Origin of the sequence: Bacillus sp. AFS002410 (assembly GCF_002556365.1) — a bacterium.
In the GTDB taxonomy this organism is placed as follows: Bacteria; Bacillota; Bacilli; order Bacillales; family Bacillaceae_G; genus Gottfriedia.
Genome location: NZ_NUEU01000002.1, coordinates 322,156 through 348,550 on the forward strand (window position 1 = coordinate 322,156; position 26,395 = coordinate 348,550).

Consider the following 26,395-nt stretch of genomic DNA (forward strand, 5'->3'; position numbering starts at 1 on the left):
TCTAAAAATTTGAAATAATGTTATGATAAAAATGATTAAAAGTGATGTTTTTCTCAAAAAACGTCTTAGGGGGAAATATAAAAATGGTTCAACAAGCTACTATTCAATTAGTGGATAAATCAAAATACGAAGAAGCAAACTTAGAATTATTAAATACTTTAATAAATGATTACATACAATCTTCTACTAAAATCGGTCAACAAGTTGACTGGAATTATGAAAGGGCTTCATTTCCTTATTCTATTTCCAATAAAAAATTAGATGACCAAGATGCTCTTTATTTACAAAGTGAAGATTCACGCTATAAACATTTTGTTGTTTCAATTCAAGACAATAAAAACATAGTGATTACACTATTACCAAACTCAACTTATGGAGATAAAGGTAAAGCAAATGAACTTTGCAGATATTTAGCTCAAAAAATTGAAGCAAAGCTTGAACTATTTAACAAACGAATCATGTATTTTTATAAAAGATAATTTAAAATAATTTAACGATTGCTTGACAAAAGAAAAAGATCGAAGCGTAAAAGCAAGTAATAACAATACTTGCTTTTCTTGTATTCCCAACATATTTTGCAATTAAATACAGCTGGTAGAAAAAGACTATAAACAAAATGACTTTCGAATAAACTTGATCTCTTTTAGACAATAACAATACAAATGAAAAACCTACCCAAAAAAATTGATGGATCATTAATACGATTAATTGTTTCCTCATCTATACTCCCACCATTCAATCATCAATTACTAGAAGTGTTTTCTAAAAGTTATGCTAGACATGCCTTAATCATGCAAAAAAACCTCCTATCTAATAAAGAGGATCCAGGCAATTGAATGATGATAATTTTCACTTAAGGATATTCAATTTTCATGGTGCGAAACCTTGACCTATAGCGGGCCATTTGTCTCTTTAACCTCCCCTCAATTCCAATAGGTGTCGAGCACTGTCCACTCCCATCAAGCCCTTCTACATAAAAGAATACGAGAAAGAGTTTTATTACTATTTTTCGTTAAGTGAAACATATCATTTAATTCAACAGTAGGATTGCCAATCATAATCATCATCATCCCATCTCAAACTATCATTTAAAGCTATCAAAATAACTTCTCAAGCTTTATAGGCCGAACTAGTTTTAGAATTCGCAATTGAAAATCTACCTGTACTTTATCTCAGTGGAGAAGCATGTATCGGACCAGATATTCTTGGCTTACGTACATGTACGGGACTATCTCGCACAAGAATTGGGTTTTAACTAAAACTCTTTACTAGTTAATTTTTTACAAACTCTCGTTAAAAAACATATTTCTAACAAAAAAAGAAGACCTCCAATTAATGAAGGTCTTCTTTTTATATTATTTTTAGAAGCATTACTTTAGAACGTGGATTGGATGACCCATCGCTAATTCAGCAGCTTCCATTGAGATTTCACCTAATGTTGGGTGAGCATGAATTGTTTGAGCAATATCCTCAACGCTCATGCAAGCTTCAATTGCAAGGCCTAGTTCAGAAATGATATCTGAAGCATTTACACCTGCAACTTGAGCACCAACTAGTACTCCATCTTCTTTACGAGAAACTAATTGTACGAATCCGTCAGTTGAATTAAGTGATAATGCGCGACCATTTCCACCGAATGGGAATTTTGCAACATTTACAGCTAATCCTTCTTCGTCCGCTTGTTTTTTAGTATAACCAACAGTTGCTAGTTCTGGATCAGTGAATACTACTGCAGGGATTGCTAAGTATTCAATTTGACTAGGCATACCGCTAATTGCTTCAGCAGCTACTTTACCTTCATAAGAAGCTTTGTGAGCTAATGGAGGTCCAGCAATTACATCACCAATTGCAAAAATATTTTTAACTGTTGTACGAGCTTGTTTGTCAGTTGTAATTACACCACGTTCGTTAATTTCAACACCAACATTTTCTAAGCCCATATCGCGAGAGTTAGGGAAACGTCCAACTGTTACTAATACGTAATCAGCTTCGATTTCTTTCATTTCGCCATTTGATTCAAATTTAACAGTAACGCCATCAGCAGTTTCTACAACACCTTTACCGAATGCTTTTGTTTCGATATCAACATTGCCTTTTTTCTTTAATCCACGTTTTACAATTGAGCTCATTGATTTTTCGAAACCATTTAAGATTTCATCACCAGCTTCAAGAATTGTTACGTGAGTACCGAAGTTAGCATAAGCTGTACCTAATTCCATACCGATATAGCCGCCACCAATAACAACTAATTTCTTTGGAATTTCTGGTAAGTTTAATGCACCAGTTGAATCGATTACACGGTTACTCCATTTGAATCCTGGGATTTCGATTGGAGTTGAACCTGTTGCGATGATCGCATTGTTAAATGTATATGTTTGAGCTGAGTCTTCTGTAATAACACGAAGTGTGTTTGCATCATTAAAGTAAGCTTCACCTTTAATTACTTCAACTTTGTTTCCTTTTAATAAACCAGCTACACCGCCAGTTAATTTATTAACAACACTGCTTTTCCAAGCTTGAACTTTTGTAAAATCAACTTTTACATTTTCAGCTGTAATACCGATATCTTCAGAATGCATAGCAGTCTCATAACGATGACCAGCTGTAATTAATGCTTTTGAAGGAATACAACCTACGTTTAAACATACTCCTCCAAGATTTCCTCTTTCAACTACCGCAACTTTTTGTCCAAGTTGTGCTGCACGAATTGCTGCAACATAACCACCAGGACCGGCACCGATAACGACCGTATCTAGTTCAATTGCAAAATCTCCTACTACCATTTATCTTACGCCTCCATTAATAATAATTCTGGATCATTTAATAATCGTTTAATGTGGTTTAAAGCGTTTTGAGCTGTTGCACCATCGATAATACGGTGGTCAAAGCTTAATGATAACGCTAATACTGGAGCTGCTACGATTTCTCCATTAATAACTACTGGTTTCTCAGCGATACGACCAATACCTAAAATAGCAACTTCAGGGTGGTTAATAACTGGAGTAAACCATTGTCCACCAGCTGAACCAATATTTGTGATTGTGCAAGTTGCGCCTTTCATTTCTGCAGGAGCTAATTTACCATCACGTGCTTTTGTAGCTAACTCGTTAATTTCAGCAGAAATTGAGAAGATAGCTTTACGATCAGCATCTTTAACAACAGGTACTAATAAACCTTTATCAGTGTCTGCAGCGATACCGATGTTATAGTAATGTTTGTGTACGATTTCGCTAGTAGCATCATCGATTGATGTATTTAATGCTGGGAATTTACGTAATGCAGAAGTTAAAGCTTTAACAACATAAGGTAAGAATGTTAATTTGATACCTTGTGCAGCTGCAACATCTTTATATTTTTTACGGCTAGCAACTAGTTTTGCTACATCTACTTCATCCATTAATGTAACGTGTGGAGCAGTGTGTTTAGAGTTAACCATTGCTTTAGCGATTGCTTTACGAATTCCACTCATTTTTTCACGAGTTTCAGGGTATGCACCTTCTGGAATTGGCATAGCTTTTGGAGCTTCTTGAGTAGCTGGAGTTTCAGTTACAACTTCAACAGCAACCTCAGTTTGTGCAGCAGCAGCTGGTGCTACTCCACCTAATAAGAATGCATCTACGTCATTTTTAGTTACACGGCCATTTTTACCTGAACCTGGAACAATGCGTAAATCAACATTTTTCTCACGAGCATATTTACGTACAGATGGCATTGCAATTACATGAGCTTTTGGCTCAATTGCAGCAACTGGTGAAAGTGGTGCAGCATCTGTTTTTGGTTCAGCTTGCTCATAAGATTCTTGTACTTTTGCTTGAACTGCTTCAGCAGCTTCTGGTACTGGAGTAGTTGCTGGAGCTTCTTCAGCATGTTGACCTTTAAAGCTAATGTTTTCATAACCAGGAGCATCTAAACGTACTAATACGTCACCTACAACTGCAACTGTTCCTTCTGAAACTAATACTTCTAATACTTTACCTTTAACAGGTGATGGAATTTCTACTACTGATTTATCGTTTTGTACTTCACAAATGATATCATCTTCATTTACTTCGTCGCCTGCTTTAATAAACCATTTTACAATTTCACCTTCGTGAATACCTTCACCGATATCTGGTAATCTAAATTCAAATAGACTTGCCACTGAGTTTGACACAGATTTCTACCTCCGAACAAAATTAAATTAATTTTTAAATTTTATCTATCTATAATGTAAGAAAGGTATTGATGAATTCATCAAATACCTTTCTCTATTTTTGTTAAATAATCATTAGAAGTTTAAAACTTTTTGAATACCTTCAACTACATCTTTATGGTTTGGTAACCAAACAGTTTCTGCTTCTGAGAATGGGTATACAGTGTCAGCTGCAGTAATACGTACAACTGGTGCTTCTAATGAAAGGATACAACGATCATTAATTTCAGCAACAATATTTGCAGCAATACCAGCTTGTTTTTGTGCTTCTTGTACAACAACTGCACGGCCAGTTTTCTCAACAGACGCAACGATTGCAGCAGTATCTAATGGGTGAATAGTACGTAAGTCAACAACTTCTACTGATACACCTTCTTTTTCTAATTCTTCTGCAGCTTTTAATGCAGTGTGAACCATTGCACCGTAAGCAAATACAGAAACGTCTTTACCTTCACGTTTAACATCAGCTTTACCTAATTCGATTGTGTACTCACCTTCAGGTACATCTTCACGGAATGAACGATATAATTTCATGTGCTCTAAATAGATAACTGGATCATTATCACGAATAGATGAAATTAAAAGACCTTTCGCATCTTTAGGTGTTGAAGGAATAACTACTTTTAAACCTGGAGTTTGAGCCATTAATCCTTCTAAACTATCCGCGTGCATTTCTGGAGTATGAACCCCACCACCAAATGGTGAACGGAAAGTAATTGGAGAAGTAAAACGACCACTTGTACGGTAACGCATACGAGCAGCTTGGCCTGCGATTGAGTCCATGATTTCGAATAAGAATCCGAAGAATTGAATTTCTGCTACTGGACGGAAGCCTTCAATACCAAGACCGATTGCTAGTCCACCAATTCCTGATTCAGCAAGTGGTGTATCGAATACACGCTCTTCGCCGAAATCTGCTTGTAAACCTTCAGTTGCACGGAATACACCACCGTTTACTCCAACGTCCTCACCGAATACGATTACAGTAGGATCGTTTTTCATTTCAACGCGTAATGCATCTGTGATAGCTTGAATCATTGTCATTTGCGCCATGACTTACTTCGACTCCTTCTCTTTGAAAATTGCATATTGCTCTTCAATATTACTTGTTTTAGTTTCGAACATATTTTCCATTAAATCAGTAACTTTTTGTTTTGGTTCTTGGTCAGCAAGTTTAATGCCATCTTTAATCGCTTCTTTTGCTTCTTCGATAATTGCATTTTCTTCTTCTTCAGTCCATAGACCTTTTTTCTCTAAGAACTTACGGAAACGAACGATTGGATCTTTTGCTTCCCACTCATTTTCAGTATCTTTTGTACGGTAACGAGTTGGATCATCACCAGCCATTGTATGTGGACCATAACGGAATGTTAAAGTTTCGATTAACGTTGGACCTTCACCATTTACTGCACGTTTACGAGCTTCAGAAGTAGCTGCATAAACTGCTAAAGGATCCATACCATCAACTTGAATACCTGCAATACCTACTGCGATTGCTTTTTGAGCAATTGTTCTAGCTTTTGATTGCTTAGAAACTGGAGTTGAGATTGCGTATCTGTTATTTTGTACAATGAAAATTGCAGGAGCGTTATAAGCACCAGCAAAGTTTAATCCTTCGTAGAAATCACCTTGAGAAGAACCACCGTCACCTGTATATGTAATAGCAACAGAGTTTTTACCTTTTAATTTCATACCAAGCGCAACACCAGCAGCTTGAATAATTTGAGCACCAATAATAATTTGAGGGAAAATTACGTTAACATCTTGAGGAATTTGACTTCCAACGAAATGTCCACGTGACCATAAAAATGCTTTATATAATGGTAAACCGTGCCAAATCATTTGAGGCACATCACGGTAACCAGGTAGGATAAAGTCTTCTTTTTCAAGAGCAAATTGACTTGCTAATTGAGAAGCTTCTTGTCCAGCAGTAGGAGCGTAGAAACCTAAACGACCTTGTCTGTTTAATGAAATAGAACGTTGATCAAGGACACGAGTCCATACCATACGCTTCATTAATTCTTTTAATTTTTCATCAGATAATTCTGGCATCGCTGCTTCGTTAACGATTTCGCCCTCTTCGTTTAAAATTTGAAGAGTTCCAACTGAATCACCAAATTGAAGCATATGATTCATTAATTCAGAAACAGTTTGTGTATTCTTCATTTCTTTTGTTTCCTTTCCATCTACTTTCTTAGTAGTAGTTGCCACTTAACCCACACCCTTCTTTAATTATCGAGGATTTATTTACTATATCCATCATGTGTATTTTCTTAGGAATAATTACAAGTAATGAAAACTTATAATTAAAAACTGTACTTATACGATTTGTGTATTACACTAGTACAACATTGAACACTAGTACAGTTTATAACACGTTCACAAACACGTCAAATATTTTGTTGTATTATTTTATTCATGATTTTTCGGAAAACTTTTCTCATTTTTCTTACCCTGTACTACCTTTGAAACAGCAATCTGTTATACAATAACAGAAACTCTTTAAAATTATACTTAAATAGCTAATAACTTAAATTTTTTATCGTAAATTCCAAACTGTACTACAACGATTTTTATTGAATATATCTAGGTAATTCCATTTATTTACCATATTTTTCATATATGTCTTTTTGTAGATCATTTAATTTTTGAGTATAAAGATTTAATTGATCATTATATTTAATGACATCTTTATAGTTCTTATTTGTATTCTTTGTCTTACTCTTAACATTTTTTAAATCAACTTTTTTCTGAGATAATAACTGATAAATTGAAAGATCTGTTTCAATCGCTTCTTTATATTTCGAATTCAATTTATCGTATAAATTTGTTCTGTCTCTCCAGGTTTTAATGAAGTTATTTACTTCATTGCGAAACTTTTCATCTTTAGTTTCAATGTTTATTGTTTGAAGTTCTTCAATTTTTATGTCTATATCGTGAATTAATTTTGACTCCTCTTTTACTCCTTCTTTCCGCTCATTTAATAAATTAATCGCAAGTTTAGCCGACTCTTGTCTTTTATTTACTTCATTAATTTTATATAAATAAATTTTTTCATAATACTCCAGCTCTTTAATTTCTAATTTTTGGATTTTCTCACCAGCTTTTTGAAACTTTTGCTCCATTTTCGCAATTTCACTTAATTTATTTATAACTAATTTTCTTTGATTTGCTTGAGAAGTACAGCCCATACAAAAGATTAATAAAAGACTTACTATAAGAAATAAAGAATAGATTTTTTTATACATAATTCCACCCAATTTTTTGTCATGATTAGTTTCATATTGCATCTTTTCATACTTTTTATACGTCCTCAAAAATAATATGGTCACATACCCACACACTTTATGTACTTTTTCATAATTTGTAGTATCCGCTATATGCGGAAACAGTTTAAAGGGAGGTTATTATATGTACGGTTACGGATACGGAAAAGGTGGATACCCTGGTTATGGCGGCGGATGCGGATGCGGTTACGGTGGTTTCGCATTAATCGTTGTTCTATTCATTTTATTAATTATCGTTGGTGCAGCTTTCGTTTTATAATTCACACTAACACAGCCTCTATTATTAAATGTATAACCACAAACTTTAGGAGCGATTTTATATCGCTCCTTTTTCAATTTCAATCTTCGCCCCTTTACTGACAATTTAAAAAAGATTTGTTAGACTAAACTAATAATACTAGTCAATAGTACATATTTATTTTTTGAAAAAATGAAGGAGTGAAGTTCATTTGATTACAATGACAAATATAATTCGAGAGGGCGACCCTAGATTAAGGGAAGTATCGAGCGAAGTAATTTTACCACCATCGGTTGATGATATAAATTTAGCTAATTCATTATTAGAGTATGTTATTAATAGCCAAAACCCAGAAATTGCTACAGAATACGGATTACGTTCAGGTATTGGTTTAGCAGCACCACAAATAGGCATTTTAAAAAGAGCGATTGGTGTTCATGTAACTGACCAACAGGGCAATTTATTTAGTTATGCTTTATTAAATCCAAAAATTATTAGCCACTCTGTAGAACAAGTTTACTTATCCGGTGGTGAAGGTTGTCTATCAGTTGATCGTGATGTTCCTGGATATGTTCCTCGTTATGCAAGAATCACTGTTAGTGGTTTTGACACTAGACTTGGTGAAGTGAAAATCCGTTTAAAAGGTTTACCAGCAATTTGCTTCCAGCATGAAATTGACCATTTAAATGGTGTAATGTTCTATGATCATATAAATAAAACGAATCCATTCTCTCCTCCAGAAGGTGCAGCACCCTTAGAGAGAAATTCATAAAAAAAACAGGGGTCGTCCTAAAAGTCAGCTAACTGACAATTAGGTGGCCCCTATTTATGTATAAAAAATATTGTTAAAGCCTATTAAAGACATTCTTGCGGGTTTTTCAATAAAAAAAGAGGATGTCATTAAGACATCCCATTTTTATTAAAGCAATCCTGCCCATTTTAAACCGTTTAAAATACCGTCTTCATCAACATTCGTTGTAATATGATTTGCTAGCTTTTTAAGAGGTTCTACTGCGTTCCCCATAGCAATACCAGTGCCGACCTTTTCAATCATTTCTAGGTCGTTTAATCCATCACCAAATGCGAATACATTTTGCATATCAAACCCAAGATGATTTACCATTTGTAAAATTCCATTTGCTTTTGATCCACCGATTGGTAAGACATCTGATGAGTAATCATGCCAACGAATGAAATTAAACTGATTAAAACCATCTGTTAATAAAGATTCTTTATGCTCTTCGCAAAATAATAACACTTGATAAATTTCACGATTTTGATAAAAATCATGTTGTATTTCAGGATGAACCATTTTAATTGTAGCCATCGCTTCTTTAATATGGAGATTCGTATCTGTCGATGCTCTCATCGTCTCATTGTTTAAATAAATAAGCGGAATATCAAGCTCTTTTGCTTTTTGAGTAAATAGATGAAGTTGTTCTTCATTTAATGCATGGCTGTGAATTCTTTCACCTTCAAATTCAGCATATTGTCCATTTAAACTAACAAAAGTATTTATGTTTAATTCTTCACGAATTTCTTTAAACATAAATGGTGCACGACCAGTAGCGATCCCAACATGAATATCTTTATTTTGTAGTTCTGAAATAGCTTTCTTTGTACTTTCTGGAATTTCTTTATCATGATTTAATATCGTTCCATCTATATCGAAAAAAACAATTGGTTTAGTCATATCTTACTCTCCTCACTCACTAAGATGCTGCATTTGCTTTTGAGTTACTAATTTTTGACTTCTTCTTACTATTTGTAATAAATACTCCTAGAAGTACGATTAATAATCCTATAACCATTTTATATGTTAAAGGTTCGTCTAAAAAGAAAAATCCCCAAACTGAAGCAAAAACAGGAACTATATAAGTAACCATAGTTGCAAATTCTGCACTACCTTCTTTAACCATATAATAAAATAGTAAATATGCCAACCCCGAACATAAAACACCAAGTCCAAATACACCACTAAAAACTTCTAAATTTACAAAAGGTTTAAGCGTCCCTTTCCCTACAATACACATATAAATAAAACTGAAAACACCAGATATAGCAAGTGTTAAAAAGGAAATAGTTAAAACATCAATTTTTTGTAAATATTTTTTCGTTAAATGTGAACCAAGCCCATAACAAAATGTAACAAATAACATTAATACTGAATAAATTATATTATTGGAGAAAATTGTTGATGGGTTAATATTCATCATAATCATAAGTCCGATAATCCCAATAAAAAGCCCGATTCCTTGCATCCTTTGAATTCTTTGAGAAAAGAAAAAATAACCGATTAGAAGTGTAGCTATTGGAGTAAACGCATTTAAAATTGCAGCTTCATTACTTTGTAGATGTGTTTCACTAAAAGAAAGAAATAACCACGGAATTGCGTGATTAAATAATGAGATGATAATAATTAAACTCATTTTCGGTAAATTTTTAAAATCAATTTTCACCTTTTTTATTAGCATAATGATTAATAAAGTAACCGCACCAAAGAAACAACGATAAAACACTATTGCTTCAGGGCCGATGTCATTTAAAAGGAGTTTAATAAATAAAAACGATGTACTCCAAATAATACTTAATAAAAACAAGGCTGTGTATAATTTTTTCACATATTTCTCCCCTATCCCTTAAAAGATTCCCTCTATTTTAACGTCTTTTCTGAATATATTGTATGAAAATGCCTTTTCGATCAATACTACACATAAATATACCATGTCCGTGTTGTTTATAAGCAAGTTTAATTTCGTGTATAGGAGGTAAAACTAATGTTACGTAAACTTAGAAAAAAATTAAAAAAACGGCTAAAACTATTATTAAAAAAGAAAAAATACATCTCAATAATTTCTAATATATTTTTAAATTAAACCGTATTTTAGGTAATCTTCAATAAAAAGAATGAAAATATATAAAAAATCACTTATAATATTGAGAAGATAGTGAATTGACAAGGAGAGATTTAAATGATTTTTAAAGTATACTATCAGGAATTACCTTTAGAGGTACCTGTAAGAGAAAAAACTAAAACAGTTTATGTAGAAGCTGAAAGTGAAAGAGAAGTTCGTGCGAAATTATTACCTTTCAATTATAATATTGAGCTTGTTCAAGCTTTAACTGGTGCTCATCTTGAATTCGAAAAACAAAGTGAAAGCTTTAAAGTTCTGGAGCTAGCGTAAACATATGAAATTTCTTAAAAATGATCAAGCTGCCGTATTCGCACTAGGTGGCTTAGGGGAAATTGGAAAAAATACATACGCAGTACAATATCAAGATGAAATTATATTAATCGATGCCGGAATCAAGTTCCCTGAAGATGAACTATTAGGAATAGACTACGTAATACCTGATTATTCTTATTTAGTTCGAAATGAGGAAAAAATAAAAGGTTTATTTATCACTCACGGACATGAAGACCACATTGGTGGTATTCCATATTTATTAAGAGAATTAAATATTCCAATTTATGGTGGTAAGCTTGCTCTTGGTTTAATTAAAAACAAACTTGAAGAACATGGTCTTCTAAGAAAAGCTAAATTAATTGAAATTAAAGAAGACGATATCATCAAATTTAGAAAAACAAGCGTAACATTCTACCGTACTACACATAGTATTCCAGACTGTTACGGAATCGTTGTAAAAACTCCTCAAGGACAAGTTGTTCATACAGGAGACTTTAAATTCGACTTTACTCCAGTTGGAGAAACAGCTAATTTAACAAAAATGGCTGAAATTGGTAAAGAAGGCGTTTTATGCTTACTTTCAGATAGTACAAATAGTGAAGTATCACATTTTACAATGTCTGAGAGAAAAGTTGGCGATACGATTAATGAAATTTTCCGTAAAGTAGACGGTCGAATTATATTTGCAACATTTGCTTCAAATATTCATCGTCTTCAGCAAGTAGTTGAGTCTGCTATTGCAACTGGACGTAAAATTGCTGTTTTCGGAAGAAGTATGGAAGCAAATATCGAGATTGGACATGACTTAGGTTATATTAAATGTCCTAAAGATACATTTATTGAAGCTTCTCAAATTAACCGTATACCTGCAAATCAACTTGTTATTTTATGTACAGGTAGTCAAGGTGAACCAATGGCTGCATTATCACGTATTGCTAATGGTACACACCGTCAGATCCAAATTATCCCTGGAGATACAGTAGTATTCTCTTCTTCACCAATTCCAGGTAATACAATGAGTGTAAATCGTACGATCAACTTATTGTATCGTGCTGGCGCAGAAGTAATTCACGGATCATTAAATGACATTCACACTAGTGGTCATGGTGGTCAAGAAGAGCAAAAATTAATGCTTAGACTAATGAAGCCAAAGTATTTTATGCCAATTCACGGTGAATATAGAATGCAACGTATGCACGCTAAACTTGCAATGGATTGTGGAGTTCCGGAAGAAAACTGCTTTATCATGGATAATGGTGAAGTATTAGCTCTTCGTTCGGATGAAGCGATGGTTGCAGGAAAAGTACCTTCTGGCAATGTTTATATTGATGGAAGCGGTATCGGTGATATTGGTAATATCGTATTAAGAGATCGTAGAATTTTATCTGAAGAAGGTCTTGTAATCGTTGTCGTAAGCATCGATATGAAGGAATTTAAAATCTCTGCTGGTCCAGATATTATTTCACGCGGATTTGTTTACATGAGAGAAAGCGGCGATTTAATAAATGAGGCACAAGCAATGATTTCTACTCATTTAAACAAAATCATGGAACGTAAAACGTCTCAATGGTCTGAAATTAAAAATGAGATTACAGATACTTTATCTCCTTTCTTATACGAAAAAACAAAACGTAAACCAATGATCCTTCCAATTATCATGGAAGTTTAATGACATAATTTAAAGGAGTTGTCTTTAAAGTTAAAATACTTTTAAGACAACTCCTTTTTTCGATTATTTTTCAAGAAGTTCCTCTTATTTCACGCCCATACTTATCATTAAATCCTTATGTATATTCTGTTAAATTTAATTTAGACAACGTTCGCATGCGTTAGTTGTAGGGTGATTCTAGTACATCAATATCCAGAATCATCAACTCTCCATTTACCCTTTTTACTATCTCTAATCAGAGTCCAACTAAAATCAGACTGAGTTGAATTTGGCTCCCAACTTCCATCTCCCCCAGTAGAATCGACTTTAAATGTAGAAAGTAAAACAAGTACATTTTTTTCGTTTACACCATTATTCATACCCCCACCATATTGCATATAATCTTTGGAAATTGAATGCGATTCTGTTTCTGAATACCATATATCTGTCATTGTGCATCCTTCATAATCCTTGAATTCTTTCTTTACAGTTTCAACTGCTGCATTTAGTTCATCTTTAGAGTACTGCTTAGATTGTCCTATTTTTACTTTTACTTTGTCAGCATCCATATACGTATACGCACTAGAATTTGAATTAGTATTAGCATCTGTTTGGCGCTGATAGATTAGAATGAATACTCCAACAACTAATAATAAAAAAAGAGGTAAAAAGATTTTCTTGTTTTTCATAAACTTTACTCCTGTTATTTTGTTTTTTAGTAGACGTTTCTTCCAGTAACTTCCACAATTAACATTATACAGGTACATTCCATTACTCTAAACAAGGCTAATTACTCATTCTTTCTTAGAAATTAAATTTATCCTTATGCTACTAAACTGTCATTTACTTAATTAAGAAAATAACGAACGAAGCAACTTACAAATTGTTGAGATTTTAATTTTGCAAAATAGACTAATGCCATTTTTTCGAATTAAACTACTATACAGCAAAATAGAGGATAATCAATCGATTATCCTCTATTTCTTATTGGTCTAATGATGTATATGTTAGCTATGATACACCTTTAAATTAATTTAATAATCCATATCAATCCAGAAAATCATTTTTATCATTATTTTTCAAGAAAACTTTTATAAAAAAAGGTTTATTAAGAACTAAAAATATAAAATACACTGTAAATACGACGAAGAATATGACAAATAGGATAATCAATACAATCGCCAAAGTACTCTTAGCAAAACTTGTTTCGATTCTTAAATAAGGATATAAAATAAATGGTAAATGGCTGATTCCATATCCAAAAAATGCGAAGAAATATTGTAATAATACAAGTATGAACGCTAATCCATATCTCTTTCCTTTTATAACAAAATAAATAGCTAAACAAAAGCAAATGAACGAGATAAGGAAAAACTCCCACACATTATGCATTCGATCAAAATGAACTTTATTATGTAACTTCATTGAAGCAAAAACAATAATACTCGATATGATTGTCGGAGCCGACCAAACTAGTACATACTTTCTTAATTTTACTTCTGACTCAGAATCATTTATTAGTTTTGCAGAGTAGATTAAAAACATTGCACTTATAAATAAAACTGAACATACTGCTAAAAGCATAACGGATAAAGAATAGGAATTCGTTATCAATTTAAATGGATAAAATCGTATATCCGTACCATTTTCGATAATAAATCCACCCTCAGATATTGTTAATACAGTAGATAAAGTAACAGGGATTAGCAAACTTGTAGCACCATATAAAATTAGAAATAACTTACTTCTATTTCCTCCATATTGCTGAAAGGTATAAAACGATCCCCTAACCGCTAAAAAAATCATTGCTACACTACCAGGAACTAATAAAGGGACTCCGTAATAATATGCAACCCTTGGGAATATGCCAACTACACCAACAAAGAAGAAAATGAAGAATAATGTAGCTAACTCCCATATAGATGAAAGATGTCGATTTATTAAGCCAATTAATTTTGGTTCCTCTTTCGTTGAAATAGCATAAAACGCGTAAAACCCTGCACCAAAATCAATTGAAGCAATAATCATGTAGGCATATAGAAACAACCATAATATAAAGATTGCGACCGTTTGAATTTCCAAACTTATTTCCTCCTACAGAAATTTCATAATCTAAAGCTTAGTTTTCTTCATTATACCGATAAAATACTGTTTCTACTAGTTTCTATATGAAGATTATGGAAAATTAAAAAGAGACTTTATTTAAAGTCTCTTTAGTGGTTTGAAATTATTCTACTTTCGCAGCTTCGTCTAGTACTCGATTAACACGTTTTTCTAACATTGGCATTCCGCCTTCTCCAGCTTGGAAATGACGTAATACACCAGTTTTATCAAATACGTAATATGAAGGTACATATTTATTTTCAAATGCATCTGTAATTGAATGTTGATTATCAACTAAAATTGTTTGGGTAATTCCGTGTTCCGCTGCAACTTCTTTTATTTTTTCAATATCTAAATCATCTTCAGATCTTGGCATATGAACACTAACTACGTTTAAACGATCTTTATACTCATCTCTAAATGCATTAATATTTGGCATTGCTACTTTACATAAATGGCAACTAACAGACCAAAAATGAATTAATGTTGGTTTGTCACCGATTAAGTTTTCTTTTTGGATTTCTCCATTTAATACTGTTGTTGCGCCGTTTAATTCTGGCATTGGAGAGCGAAGTCTCATTTATTAGTCCTCCTATTTCGTTTCTTTAGCCCTACTTTTTTAACTAAAAGGGCTTGTTCAATTTTCAAAAGTGTTTCGTATTGTGTTTAAAAAGGCCTAACTTTATGTTAGACCTTTTTTCATTACTTAATTTTATTAAAAATTATAAAGTTGCTTGACCGGGTTTCCAGTTAGCTGGGCAAAGTCCACCAGTTTGTAAAGCTTGAAGTACACGTAATACTTCATCAACTTCACGACCGATATTATTGTGGTGTACTACTTGGTACATTAATTCACCTTCTGGGCTGATGATGAATAATCCACGTAATGCAATTCCTTCTTCTTCAATTAATACGCCATAATCACGAGAAATAGCGTGGTTTGTATCTGCACCTAATGCATATTTTAATTGGCCTAAACCATTGTCTTTACGGTCAGTGTTGATCCATGCTAAGTGAGTGTGAATTGTATCTGTAGAAACACCTACAACTTCTGCATCAAGATCTTCAAACTCATCATAACGATCAGAGATTGCTACGATTTCAGTTGGACATACGAAAGTGAAGTCCATTGGATAGAAGTATAATACTGTCCATTTATCATTTTTCATGTTTTCTTCTAAGCTTACTTTACCAAATTCTTTATTTGGTAAAACTGCTTCCATTTCAAAGCGTGGTGCTTGTTTTCCTACTAAACGTTCTGCCATCGTTATTACCTCCAATATTTATGTAACTATTTATCATACAAGTGATATTATAGTAAACTACTTATTTAAAGTCAATATTAATTTATAATAATTATTAACTGAAAATCATTTTCACACTACTTTTTCATAAAATCCGTAATAAATTGAATCATTATTGGTATAACATTTTCATCAGGATTTAATTTTTGGTTATGTAATCCAAATTCAGAATTTACACCAATCCAAAACATCAGACCAGGTATTTCCTTTGTCATATAACCAAAATCTTCACCTGTCATAGCAACATTACATTCAACTGCATTAATACCGTCATATTGTCTCGCAAAATTGAAAAATTCATTCGTTAACGATTCATCATTTATTACGCCATAGTAATTACTTCCAAAATCTACATCTATTTTACACTGAAAGCTCTCTTGAAATCCATTCACAAGGCTTTGAATTCTATTTTTTAATTTTATCATTGCTTCTACATTTAGAGCTCTCATAGTACCTTCTAGTCGAACGTGATCTGCAATAACATTTTGAACTGTTCCACCAGTAATTTTTCCAATTGTAATTACCGCACTGTCTAACGGATTCACATTTCGAGAAACGATTGATTGTACTTGAGTGATAAAATGACTAGACGCAACAATCATGTCATTCGTTAAATGCGGGAATGCAGCATGTCCACTTAAGCCATGAAAATCAATAAATAGCTCAGAAGTATGCGCAAATAACATACCAGGTTTTGTCGCGATTGTTCCAACTGGATATTCAGGCGCAATATGTAAAGCATATATCTCATCAGGTTTAAATGATGTAAACTCTTCACTTTTTAGTAAAGGCTCAGCTCCACCTGGACCTTCCTCTGCTGGTTGAAAAATAAACACAACATCATCATTTATAGGCTCATTAACTAGATTAGTCAGTACGCCAAGTGCAATGCTCATATGTAAATCATGGCCACAAGCGTGCATATTGCCTTCATGTGTTGAAGAAAACTCTAGGCCTGTATTTTCTTTCATTGGTAATCCATCAATATCTGTACGGTAGCCAATAGTTTTAGTAGGCTTTATTCCTTTTACTCTAACAAAAATACCAGTTCTCCATGTTTCAATTACAAGTCTTTCTTGATTTAAACTAGATAAGTACTCTAGCAAATATGCTTGTGTTTTAAATTCTTGAAAACCAAGTTCAGGAATTAAGTGTAGATCTCTTCTAATTTGAATAAAAGAATCCATTGCGGCTCCTCTCTAAAAAAAAGCGTAGAATATATTCTACGCTTTATTTGTTATTATTGATTTAATTGACGTAAAGCCTGAATAATTTCAGTCTTTGAAATTGTTTTATCATCGATATCTTTAATTTTTCTAGCTGGAACACCAGCAACTACAGTATAAGGAGCAACATTTTCAGTAACGATTGCGCCTGCAGCTACTACTGCACCTTCACCTACTTTAATACCTTCTAAAACTACTGCATTAGCACCAATTAAAACATTGTCTTCAAGAATAACTGGGTTTGCTGATGGTGGCTCAATTACACCAGCTAAAACAGCACCTGCGCCAACGTGACAGTTTTTACCAGTAGTAGCACGTCCACCAAGTACTGCATTCATATCGATCATAGTGCCTTCTCCAATTACAGCACCGATATTAATTACAGCACCCATCATAATTACAGCGTTATCGCCAATTGTAACTTGATCACGGATAAATGCACCTGGCTCAATACGAGCTTTAATACCTTTAGAATCTAAAAGTGGAATAGCTGAATTACGACGATCTGATTCTACTACGTAATCTTCTATGTATTCTTTTTGCTCTTCAAGGATTACTTTAACATCGTCCCACTCACCAAATAAAACTCCAGAATTTTGAGAAATAAATGATTGAACTGACTCAGTGATTGTAAGCTTGTCTAGCTCACCTTTTACATATACCTTAACAGGTGTTTTTTTAGTACTATTTGCGATAAATGCGATAATTTCATTTGCGTCCATTAATTTCATAATGTATTGCCCCCTTTATTATATCAATAAGAATACTCTATCAAATCTAGTAACTAACAAGCAACATTTTGTCGATTAATCTTTTGTTTTTTTTCTAATTGATTCGATAAATCCAGCTACTTGTTTTAATTTCATGGCATCTCGATTATAAAGTAAGTATGTATCTCGATTTAACCCAGCATCTTCTTTTGTCATTATAGGTGTTTTTATAACACTTTCGTCATTTACATCATGCAACACGGAAGAAGGTAAAATTGCAAAACCTAGACCATTTAATACAAATTGCTTACACGTTTCTATTTGATCAACAACTATTTCGTGTTTAGGTAATGAATTAAAATGCTCATACCACCATGATTGGATCAATTGATAGTAATTTGAATTACTTTTAAACTGGATAAATGGTCTTTGTATATTCTTATAATCCAAAAGATTATGTTTCTTTGTATCGACTAATAATAGTTCATCAGAAAAAAGCAATTCCTTTTCTCCGAACCAATTTTGATTCCCTCTTACAATTGCCAGGTGTACCTCATTTTCATATAAACGATTTGTAATTTCACTACTCCATCCAGTAAAAAGAGAAACCTGAACTTCAGGATAACTTGAAACATATTTTTTTAATACTGGCGGTAACCAGTACTGAGCAACGACAGACGAAACCGCAATTTTTAAAGTACCAGAAATATCTGATTTTAAAATTTGCAATTGCTCTAACATCGTTTGGTATGTTTCTTCCATTTTCCTTGCATAGTTTAAAATAATTTCCCCAGAAGCTGTAATAATCAATCCCTTTTGAGACCGAATAAACAATTCACTGCCAATCTGCTTCTCTAAATTTTGTAGCCTTTGACTAAGAGCCGGTTGAGAAACAAATAGTCTCTCAGACGCTTTCCTCATATTTTTCTCTTCAGATAAAGTAATTATTAAACGAATATCATCAATCTGCATTTAATCCCCCCTTAAGTAGTGCAGGAAAATCATTAAGAGCTCTATTTTTGGCTTTCTATGATCTTTAAGATAAATCCATATGCTTCATATTTAATTCTTTTAAAATCTTTTTCTAGCCCCTTAACTATTCTACCTTACTACTGTACTACATGAATAAAAAAAGTAAGCCAATATTCAAATGACCTACTTTTATCAATTAATGTTTATTGTATCTTCTTACATTTTTATTCAATTGTTTTAAAATCGCTCTTCTAGTTAGTATACCTTCAAACGTATTATTCTCATCTACTACACATACAAAAGGATGATCAACTACAGTTTCAAGCCCTTTAGCTAGCGTATCTGTTGTTTTTAATAGAGGAATTTCTGTACACATTACCTCTTGAACTTTCATATTACTTAAACGATCAAATTCAATTCTTTCTAGTCCAAGTATTCCATCTAATATCATTGAAGTGCTAATTAAGCCAAGTAATTGAAACTTTGGATTTAGAACAGGAATTGATGAATATCCTGATTTTGTAAGTACTAATAAAGCATGCTCCAAACTGTTACCACTTTGTACGTGAGCTACCTTTTCACTCGAAATAATTACTTCTTCTACTTTATGTTCAAAAAATTGTGAACCATCAATACTAATCAAAAACATCGTCCCCCAGGTAGTAAAGTATTAGTATTTAAAAAATGGTTAAACTAGTAAGTCCATCCAAATAACCATCAGTTAAATAGGCTAGTTACTTCACTAATCATTTGTATAAATTAAAACTTATACATTATTCTATTCTTTAGGACTATGTCCCCTTCCCTATATTATCAGATTTGTAACCCCTTTCCAATTTAACTTTTCCTAATAAATTGCTTTATTATTTTAATTTATTCATGAAAACAAAAAAACGTTTAGATAAATAATTTATTATCTAAACGTTCATCTATAATTGATATCATAAACCCAAATCCCTTAATTTTTGATATAAATGTATTAGTCTTTCGTATTGATCTTCTCCTGCATCCATTAATCCGTTTTCTATATCAGTAATTTGCGATGAAATTAGTTCAATTGCATAATTTTGTTTCATCACTGTATCGACTAATAAAGATAATTCATCATTCGTAAAGTTTTGTTCACTTAGCATCCATCAATCCCTCCTAGTCCTCATTTTAATCAATGTTTATTTAGTTTAAACTACTTATTTTGTAAATTTATTTGCATAACTAAATGCCGTATAAGAATCTGGTTTAATCTTAGGAATGATCCCCATTGCACTTACTTTAGATGTCATTTCTTGTATAAACTCTTTCGTCAGTCCCACAGTACCAATATCTAAATGAATTTCAAAACTAAAATTATTTGAATTAGCATTCTCATGCAGAGGACTAAAAATTTTTTCCAAATGAAAAGGTGATAATAAAAATGCTATTTCCTGACTATACATTGTTTCTAGAAATATTTTCTCTTTTAAATTACGGATTTTCTTGTGATGCCAACAAGTATGTAAACATCCCCAAGCTCCATTTCCTACTCTATGCAAATGAAGCGCTGTAATAAACTTAGTCCCATTACTATGAACCTGAGAATCAGTTCCGATAGAAAGTCGATATTGTTTATTAGGATCACTTTTTACAAAGTGATATAAACGATCAACTACCTGATCGAAACTCATTTTTCGTTCACTAACATTGTAAAATCGATACTGATCTTTATTCACATATATGACCTCCCTTTTCATAAACGTTACATAATAATGTATTCATTACGAAAAGGGATTAGCACGACCTTACTATTTTGTAACTAAATCTTCAAAAAAAAAAAGAAAAAACAAGCTTAAGCCTGCTTTTTCTTTTCTTTTCTTAATCTAGTGAAGAAATAATTTCGTATATTTCAATTGCAACCATATCGATATTATCGAATGGAAACGTTTGTGGTTTTTCACCTTGTTGAAATACTTCTAATTCAAAAGTTTCATTTTTCTCAGAATACTTTACGCTACATTTTCTTTCGCCATTAACCTCAAAATATCTTTGAGCAACCTCACCATTCGTAGCTTGTTGTTTTAAACTTTCTAAGCGTTCTAAAATTCCTAGTAATAAAGACATATTAGAACTCCTTTCTACCATGTGTCATTCCCTAAATATAGGTTATACTTTCTTACAATTTCTATCCATAAAACTTCTGATAGATTTAAGCTATGTAAGTGTCCATTAATAAGAATACTTGTATTCCAAGATAAATACAAGTGAAATAGTCGTTTCAGCTGAAAAAACAAATTTCTTTAACATCGCAATTTTTCTATGTCATAATAGTTTTATACAAATTGCTTTTAGAAATTAATATAGAAAGGATGTAAATTTATGAAAATTGAATTATTCACGCAAGATGGCTGTCCACCATGTGAATTTTTGAAAAATTATTTAAAAGAAATGAAAGTTACTTATACCGAATATAACGTTTCAAAAGATGAGTTTGCGAAAAAAAGAATGATGTTTGAGTTAGATTCCTTTTCAACACCGACATTAATTATAAATGAAGAGATCATTAGAGGCGTTCAAATGGATCAAATTGAGGCTGCGCTTCAAAAAAGTTAATCTTTTTAAGATTTATATTTTAACATTAAAACACCTAAATGAATGTTCGATCATTTAGGTGTTTTTTTATTCCTATTAACTTCAACTATTTATTATAATGTTTTCAAGGGCTTGTCCAAAAATTTAGTTCATCCAACTCCTATAAAATGAAAGACAAAAAACATGACGGACGATACAAAAAGAACTTTCGAAATAAGTCCCCTCAAAATTTCATCCTCCCTCAACTAAACTTTTACTTATCGTATCATTCTTTTAATTATTTATACTATACCAATCGTTCTTATCTTTTTTACATTAGCTGACATCGAAATAGCACTATTTCATTGAATATGTGCCTTTTTAAGTGAAATAGTCGATTCTTGATAATAGACTTTCCCTAATATTTTAAAACCGGAAGATAGGTATAAACTCTCTTTTTTCATATCAAATTTGATGTTAAAGTTAGTTAATTTGTGTCAACTTTTATAAATATTTCGGACAATAAAGGAGCGGTAAAATGGAGTATCGTGGTTCAACGGTTTACAATCAGGATGATTTTTTTTCAGAATATATGAAACGCAGAAATCGAATAGATAGTCCTAACAATGCGATAGAAGGTCCGATTATCCATGAATTAATAAGAGATGTTGATCAAAAAAACATATTAGATTTAGGTTGTGGTGACGCAAGCTTTGGAAAAGAGCTTTTGTTACTTAGCGCAAACAGCTATTTAGGTATTGAGGGATCAGAGCAAATGATTAAAGTAGCCGAAACTAATTTAAAAGACACCGTAGGCTCAATTTGCTACTCTTCAATTGAGGATTATAACTTCCCAACAGATTCATTTGAACTTATTACATCACGATTTGTATTACACTATATTTCAAATATAGAGCTAATATTTCAAAAAGTATTTAACTCTTTAAGGGAGAATGGCCAATTTGTATTTAGTGTTCAACACCCATTAACTACAGCCTCCAATGAAAGTAAACAGTCTGGTGATCGAAGAGAAAGTTGGATAGTGGACGATTATTTTCTAACAGGTGAGAGAAAAGAACCATGGATCAATAAAATAGTGGTCAAATATCATCGTACAATCGAACAATACTTTACTATTTTAAGGAAAACCGGATTTCGAGTTGATCAGCTACGAGAAGGGACACCTAAACGAATCCATTTTAAAAGTGAAGAAGAATTTTTACGAAGACAAAGAATTCCAGTTGTACTTGTTTTTTCTTGTTTTAAAATGGAGTGATAACATGAGGATGTCAAAGTAGATGAAATAAAAATTTGAAGTGAAAATAAAGCTTTGAATCCCCAGCATATTTTGATGCTAGACAGCCTTAGATCATCAAATAGAGGCCACCTAAAGGTCAGTTACGCAGACTTTTAGGACGGCCCCTTTTTTACATACCTAATTTCAAATTAAACATTTTCGTTAAAAAAGCAATTCATTATGTTTAAATAAAAAATCATAACTTAGATCAATATATAAATAGTTCCCGCTATTCATCGGATAAGAAAATGTCCGAATCTTCTCACCGGTTTCAATATCTCTATACATATCGGATAAAAGTCCTTGATCATTTGATTGCATTTTTAATACGGTTTCTAAAAAATATGGCCTCCAGCTCCAGTTCCTACCTTTATATTTTTGCTGAAGTTCCCACCTTTCACCATTAACTTTAAACATGTTAGCAGACTGCTGAAAACCATCCTCATCACATATATACATTCTAAAACAAATTGTATTTAATTCATTTGAAATATTTACTAAAAATGAATTTAAATCCTCTTCTAATTTATACTTATTAATCGTTGATTCGACTTTTCGCTGAATTAAGTTTGTCATATCTCTAAGTGCAATTAATTTGTTCTTTTCGCCTCGAATATATTTTAAGATGTCATTCTTCAGTGGTTCACATTCATGATTTAACTGATTAATTGAAGGCTGCGGTATAGACAAGTATGCACCTTGATAGAATCTCCCACCATTTTTCCATGCATTTCTTAATTGGATCGAATCAATGATCCCATCATAGTACATCGATGCCCCTACTTTTCCAGCTACATAAATTACGGAATTTAATAAATCTTGAAACGATGAGGTATGAAGTTGTTGAACCATTTTAAAATCGATTTTAATGATGTCGGGAGATAAAAATCGAAGTTTTTCTAAATTAATTAATTTTTCATTTACGCTATTAATCGCAAATTTAATACCGTATGTTTGATAATATGTAATTAAATTCTTTAATTCCTTCTCAAAACCATAAAAAAGTTGGTGTTGAAGAATAATAACAATTTTATTAAGGTGTATCCCTTTTTCTTCATAGGATTGTAAAATTGTTAAAAGACTTTCAGGATCATCTGAAAGTAGTGCTGAAGGATGACGATTGATAAAAATTCCACCATCAAATTTTGATTGTAAAACTTCATCGAGGGCTTGAATTAATATATGATTATCAACCTCTAGTAAGTAGTCGTCTGGCACCAAGTCATTTGCAAAGAAGAATTCAAGGCTGTGTAAATTTTCAAGTTTCAGTCTACCAACAACCTCTACTCCTACACAATTTTGTGTATCGGCTCCATAAATTGGTTGGAAGTATGGTATGACTTTATCTAAGTTACTTATTACGTCTAAAGGATCCATTTTGAACCTCCTTCTAGAAAGGGTATTGATGTATTGACTGTCCTCCATCCATTGTAAAACATGAACCATTAATATAACTAGCCTCATTTGAAAATAAATATGCACAAAGTCCTGCTATCTCCTCAGGAGTACCTAATCGCCCTAATGGTACACTCTGCATTGTTCTGCTTGCTAGTTCATCTGACAGCCATAGTTTATCCGCTCCCTCTGTACGCTCAATAGGGCCGGGAGCTATTGCATTCACTCGTATCCCGTACTTTCTTCCCCACTCTACAGCTAATGTTCTAGTCATTGCAAGTACACCAGCTTTAGCTGATGCAGAATGAATCACTCCTGGACCTGCATCCCAGGCGTACGTAGCGATCATATTCGTGATTGCTCCTTTAATATTATGTTTGATCATATACCGTCCAACTTCCGAGCTACAATAAAAAGTACCATTCAGTACGGTATTAATGACAGAATTCCATCCGTTTACAGACAAATCCTCTGCAGCACAAATAAAATTACCTGCTGCATTATTTACTAAAAAATCAATTGTACCAAATGTTTGATCAACTTCCATTACCATATTTTTTATGAGCTCTGGATCACAAACATCTAAGACGATGGGCAATATTTGACCATCATATCGTTCAATTTCTTCTTTTGCACTATTTAATTTTTCAATATCTTTTCCAGCAATAACTACTTTTGCACCTTCTTTTGCAAAGCGAGTAGCCATTGCTTTCCCCATACCGCTAGATCCACCAGTAACGATTATAACTTTATCCTTCACTCGTATCACTCCCTTTGTATTTAATAGTTTAACAACATTTATCTATTTCGAGAATATTTTCAACAATTAAACTATTTAATATAGTATGTACTTATTTCATTTATAAAGGTCGGGAAACAGTTGAAAATAAAACTCACATCATTTTTTTTGCTATGTATTTGTTTAATCTATTACTCAATCTTTGTTGAACCATCATCAGTTCGAACAAAGCATTTAGTATTTTCCAACGATCGCCAAAATTCCAGTACTACTATTAAACTAATACAAATCTCAGATACTCATTTTAAAAATAAAAAGGATATAGAACAATTTAAAAAAGTCGTAAACAATATTAACCAAATGAAGCCTGATTTTATTCTTTTTACTGGTGATTTGGTTAGTGATATTCGAAAGTTTGCATATAAAAAAGAAGTAATCCAACTCTTAAAAGAACTAAATCCCAAAATAGGAAAACTTGCCATTTATGGAAACCATGATCATGGAGGTTATTTTACTGAACAGTACGAAAAGCTTTTAGTTGATAGTAATTTTTTATTATTAAAAAACGAAGAAAAAACATACTATATTCAGAAAACAAAAGTTTCATTTATCGGTCTTGATGATTATATGCTAGGAAATAAACAATATAATAAAATATTAGAACAGATTCAAAAAAATTCCTATACGATCGTTCTTGCGCATGAACCTGATATCGCTGATTTAACAAAAAACTATCCAATCAACCTTCAACTCTCTGGACATAGTCATGGAGGACAGATTTATTTTCCGTTTTACAAATCCTTCATAATGCCTCCATATGCAAAAAAATACAATCGTGGTGTTTACGACTTATCGAAGAAATATAATAGTCATTTAGTTGTTTCAAATGGAATTGGTACAACCAAATTGCCGATTCGCTTATTTACACCACCGGAAATCATTTCAATTGAAATTAAGGGTCAACTTAGGCATTAACCTTTTATTCATGAATATTTAGCCAATTAAATCTCACTCATACTAGGTTGGTTACCTAATTTTATGGGTACTTGCTCAATTATTTTAAGACTCCATACACTATTATTAAAGACAAGAGAGGAGGTTAAATACATGAATTATCACTATCACCCTAATTTGAATCATTATTACAGAGATGATCATTCTCCATCTTATTATTATGATCATAACGAACAACGTTTTCTCCCGTTTTTTCCGATTTTACCAATAATAGGAGGACTAGCAGGATTAGCAGGCGGATTCGCTTTAGGTGCACTGGCCTTTAGACCGCCATATTGCCCACCTTATGGACCATTTCCTCCATACGGTGGTGGCGCATACCCTGGATATCCTCCATATGGTGGTGGCGGCGCTTTCCCTGGTTATCCTCCATATGGCGGCGGGGCGTTCCCTGGTAATCCACAACCATACCCACCAGTAAATCCAGGTGCCTATTTACCTGGAAATGCAGGTTTAAATAATCCTGGTAATCTAGGTCCATATCCATACTAAAAACATCAAAAGGCTAGTCGCTTTAATGAATATTATTTCGATTAGCTTT

The 26,395-nt window shown here is 32.7% G+C and carries 30 protein-coding genes; 9 read left to right on the forward strand and 21 right to left on the reverse strand.

What is annotated here, in order from left to right; translation table 11 throughout:
* Positions 1-83: 83 nt before the first annotated feature.
* Positions 84-479, forward strand: coding sequence for a DUF1885 family protein (locus CN692_RS03540; RefSeq protein ID WP_098117718.1), 396 nt, complete (start codon positions 84-86; stop codon positions 477-479).
* A gap of 1 nt (position 480) precedes the next feature.
* On the opposite strand, the gene CN692_RS03545 is transcribed toward CN692_RS03540, so the two are convergent.
* From CN692_RS03545 to CN692_RS03570, 6 genes are all read right to left on the reverse strand, one after another.
* Positions 481-720, reverse strand: coding sequence for a hypothetical protein (locus tag CN692_RS03545; protein ID WP_257131703.1), 240 nt, complete (start codon positions 718-720; stop codon positions 481-483).
* 650 nt (positions 721-1,370) lie between these two features.
* Complete coding sequence (gene lpdA, locus CN692_RS03550) at positions 1,371-2,783, reverse strand: dihydrolipoyl dehydrogenase (protein WP_098117720.1); 1,413 nt, start codon at positions 2,781-2,783, stop codon at positions 1,371-1,373.
* Positions 2,784-2,788: 5 nt separating this feature from the next.
* Positions 2,789-4,141: a dihydrolipoamide acetyltransferase family protein gene (locus CN692_RS03555; RefSeq protein ID WP_098117779.1), complete on the reverse strand. Its 1,353-nt coding sequence runs from the start codon at positions 4,139-4,141 to the stop codon at positions 2,789-2,791.
* A gap of 126 nt (positions 4,142-4,267) precedes the next feature.
* The gene (locus tag CN692_RS03560; RefSeq protein ID WP_098117721.1) at positions 4,268-5,245 is read right to left on the reverse strand and encodes an alpha-ketoacid dehydrogenase subunit beta; all 978 of its coding nucleotides are present in this window, start codon (positions 5,243-5,245) and stop codon (positions 4,268-4,270) included.
* 3 nt (positions 5,246-5,248) lie between these two features.
* The gene (gene pdhA, locus CN692_RS03565; RefSeq protein ID WP_257131710.1) at positions 5,249-6,328 is read right to left on the reverse strand and encodes a pyruvate dehydrogenase (acetyl-transferring) E1 component subunit alpha; all 1,080 of its coding nucleotides are present in this window, start codon (positions 6,326-6,328) and stop codon (positions 5,249-5,251) included.
* A 464-nt stretch (positions 6,329-6,792) separates the two neighbouring features.
* Positions 6,793-7,440 (reverse strand): YkyA family protein, encoded by a 648-nt coding sequence (locus tag CN692_RS03570; RefSeq protein WP_179865543.1) that lies wholly within the window; start codon positions 7,438-7,440, stop codon positions 6,793-6,795.
* Between the two features lie 163 nt (positions 7,441-7,603).
* On the opposite strand from CN692_RS03570, the gene CN692_RS03575 reads away from it, so the two are divergent.
* Complete coding sequence (locus CN692_RS03575) at positions 7,604-7,738, forward strand: YjcZ family sporulation protein (RefSeq protein ID WP_098117723.1); 135 nt, start codon at positions 7,604-7,606, stop codon at positions 7,736-7,738.
* A 190-nt stretch (positions 7,739-7,928) separates the two neighbouring features.
* Positions 7,929-8,489 carry a peptide deformylase gene (gene def, locus CN692_RS03580; protein WP_098117725.1) on the forward strand — a complete coding sequence of 187 codons (561 nt, stop codon included), beginning with the start codon at positions 7,929-7,931 and terminating at the stop codon, positions 8,487-8,489.
* Between the two features lie 147 nt (positions 8,490-8,636).
* Here def and CN692_RS03585 read toward each other — a convergent pair whose 3' ends face one another.
* Positions 8,637-9,410, reverse strand: coding sequence for a Cof-type HAD-IIB family hydrolase (locus CN692_RS03585; RefSeq protein WP_098117727.1), 774 nt, complete (start codon positions 9,408-9,410; stop codon positions 8,637-8,639).
* Positions 9,411-9,429: 19 nt separating this feature from the next.
* Positions 9,430-10,338: a DMT family transporter gene (locus tag CN692_RS03590; RefSeq protein WP_098117728.1), complete on the reverse strand. Its 909-nt coding sequence runs from the start codon at positions 10,336-10,338 to the stop codon at positions 9,430-9,432.
* A gap of 351 nt (positions 10,339-10,689) precedes the next feature.
* Here CN692_RS03590 and CN692_RS03595 point away from each other — a divergent pair, with 351 nt between their 5' ends.
* Positions 10,690-10,902: a DNA-dependent RNA polymerase subunit epsilon gene (locus CN692_RS03595; protein WP_098117729.1), complete on the forward strand. Its 213-nt coding sequence runs from the start codon at positions 10,690-10,692 to the stop codon at positions 10,900-10,902.
* Between the two features lie 4 nt (positions 10,903-10,906).
* Entirely contained in the window at positions 10,907-12,574 is a 1,668-nt protein-coding gene (rnjA, locus tag CN692_RS03600; RefSeq protein WP_098117731.1) for a ribonuclease J1, read from the forward strand.
* Positions 12,575-12,759: 185 nt separating this feature from the next.
* Here rnjA and CN692_RS26450 read toward each other — a convergent pair whose 3' ends face one another.
* From CN692_RS26450 to CN692_RS03655, 11 genes are all read right to left on the reverse strand, one after another.
* Positions 12,760-13,242, reverse strand: a complete 483-nt coding sequence (locus CN692_RS26450) for a hypothetical protein (protein WP_218923533.1) — start codon at positions 13,240-13,242, stop codon at positions 12,760-12,762.
* 358 nt (positions 13,243-13,600) lie between these two features.
* On the reverse strand, positions 13,601-14,635 hold the full coding sequence (locus CN692_RS03610) for a cytochrome d ubiquinol oxidase subunit II (RefSeq protein ID WP_098117732.1): 1,035 nt from the start codon (positions 14,633-14,635) through the stop codon (positions 13,601-13,603).
* Between the two features lie 145 nt (positions 14,636-14,780).
* Entirely contained in the window at positions 14,781-15,236 is a 456-nt protein-coding gene (locus tag CN692_RS03615; protein ID WP_098117733.1) for a TlpA family protein disulfide reductase, read from the reverse strand.
* 142 nt (positions 15,237-15,378) lie between these two features.
* Complete coding sequence (locus CN692_RS03620) at positions 15,379-15,921, reverse strand: peroxiredoxin (protein ID WP_098117735.1); 543 nt, start codon at positions 15,919-15,921, stop codon at positions 15,379-15,381.
* Between the two features lie 116 nt (positions 15,922-16,037).
* On the reverse strand, positions 16,038-17,147 hold the full coding sequence (locus tag CN692_RS03625) for an N-acetyldiaminopimelate deacetylase (protein ID WP_098117736.1): 1,110 nt from the start codon (positions 17,145-17,147) through the stop codon (positions 16,038-16,040).
* A gap of 53 nt (positions 17,148-17,200) precedes the next feature.
* Positions 17,201-17,917 (reverse strand): 2,3,4,5-tetrahydropyridine-2,6-dicarboxylate N-acetyltransferase, encoded by a 717-nt coding sequence (gene dapD / locus CN692_RS03630; RefSeq protein ID WP_098117738.1) that lies wholly within the window; start codon positions 17,915-17,917, stop codon positions 17,201-17,203.
* A 75-nt stretch (positions 17,918-17,992) separates the two neighbouring features.
* A complete protein-coding gene (locus tag CN692_RS03635; protein WP_098117739.1) occupies positions 17,993-18,868 on the reverse strand; it encodes a LysR family transcriptional regulator in 876 nt (291 codons plus the stop codon).
* Between the two features lie 196 nt (positions 18,869-19,064).
* Complete coding sequence (cbpB, locus tag CN692_RS03640; RefSeq protein WP_098117740.1) at positions 19,065-19,511, reverse strand: cyclic-di-AMP-binding protein CbpB; 447 nt, start codon at positions 19,509-19,511, stop codon at positions 19,065-19,067.
* Positions 19,512-19,809: 298 nt separating this feature from the next.
* Positions 19,810-20,001 (reverse strand): antirepressor AbbA, encoded by a 192-nt coding sequence (gene abbA, locus CN692_RS03645; protein ID WP_098117742.1) that lies wholly within the window; start codon positions 19,999-20,001, stop codon positions 19,810-19,812.
* A 54-nt stretch (positions 20,002-20,055) separates the two neighbouring features.
* Positions 20,056-20,529, reverse strand: a complete 474-nt coding sequence (locus CN692_RS03650; RefSeq protein ID WP_369700034.1) for a ribonuclease H-like YkuK family protein — start codon at positions 20,527-20,529, stop codon at positions 20,056-20,058.
* A 187-nt stretch (positions 20,530-20,716) separates the two neighbouring features.
* Positions 20,717-20,962 carry a YkuJ family protein gene (locus CN692_RS03655; RefSeq protein WP_098117744.1) on the reverse strand — a complete coding sequence of 82 codons (246 nt, stop codon included), beginning with the start codon at positions 20,960-20,962 and terminating at the stop codon, positions 20,717-20,719.
* A 255-nt stretch (positions 20,963-21,217) separates the two neighbouring features.
* Here CN692_RS03655 and CN692_RS03660 point away from each other — a divergent pair, with 255 nt between their 5' ends.
* Positions 21,218-21,451, forward strand: a complete 234-nt coding sequence (locus CN692_RS03660) for a glutaredoxin family protein (protein ID WP_098117746.1) — start codon at positions 21,218-21,220, stop codon at positions 21,449-21,451.
* A 496-nt stretch (positions 21,452-21,947) separates the two neighbouring features.
* Positions 21,948-22,685, forward strand: coding sequence for a class I SAM-dependent methyltransferase (locus CN692_RS03665; RefSeq protein WP_098117748.1), 738 nt, complete (start codon positions 21,948-21,950; stop codon positions 22,683-22,685).
* A 183-nt stretch (positions 22,686-22,868) separates the two neighbouring features.
* On the opposite strand, the gene CN692_RS03670 is transcribed toward CN692_RS03665, so the two are convergent.
* Together CN692_RS03670 and fadH are read right to left on the reverse strand one after the other, a co-directional pair.
* A complete protein-coding gene (locus tag CN692_RS03670; RefSeq protein ID WP_179874360.1) occupies positions 22,869-24,083 on the reverse strand; it encodes an EAL domain-containing protein in 1,215 nt (404 codons plus the stop codon).
* A 13-nt stretch (positions 24,084-24,096) separates the two neighbouring features.
* On the reverse strand, positions 24,097-24,861 hold the full coding sequence (gene fadH / locus CN692_RS03675) for a 2,4-dienoyl-CoA reductase (RefSeq protein WP_142317485.1): 765 nt from the start codon (positions 24,859-24,861) through the stop codon (positions 24,097-24,099).
* A gap of 120 nt (positions 24,862-24,981) precedes the next feature.
* Here fadH and CN692_RS03680 point away from each other — a divergent pair, with 120 nt between their 5' ends.
* Both CN692_RS03680 and CN692_RS27100 read left to right on the forward strand, forming a co-directional pair.
* Positions 24,982-25,815 carry a metallophosphoesterase gene (locus CN692_RS03680; protein ID WP_179874361.1) on the forward strand — a complete coding sequence of 278 codons (834 nt, stop codon included), beginning with the start codon at positions 24,982-24,984 and terminating at the stop codon, positions 25,813-25,815.
* 132 nt (positions 25,816-25,947) lie between these two features.
* Positions 25,948-26,346 (forward strand): hypothetical protein, encoded by a 399-nt coding sequence (locus tag CN692_RS27100; protein ID WP_373605018.1) that lies wholly within the window; start codon positions 25,948-25,950, stop codon positions 26,344-26,346.
* Positions 26,347-26,395: the final 49 nt, after the last annotated feature.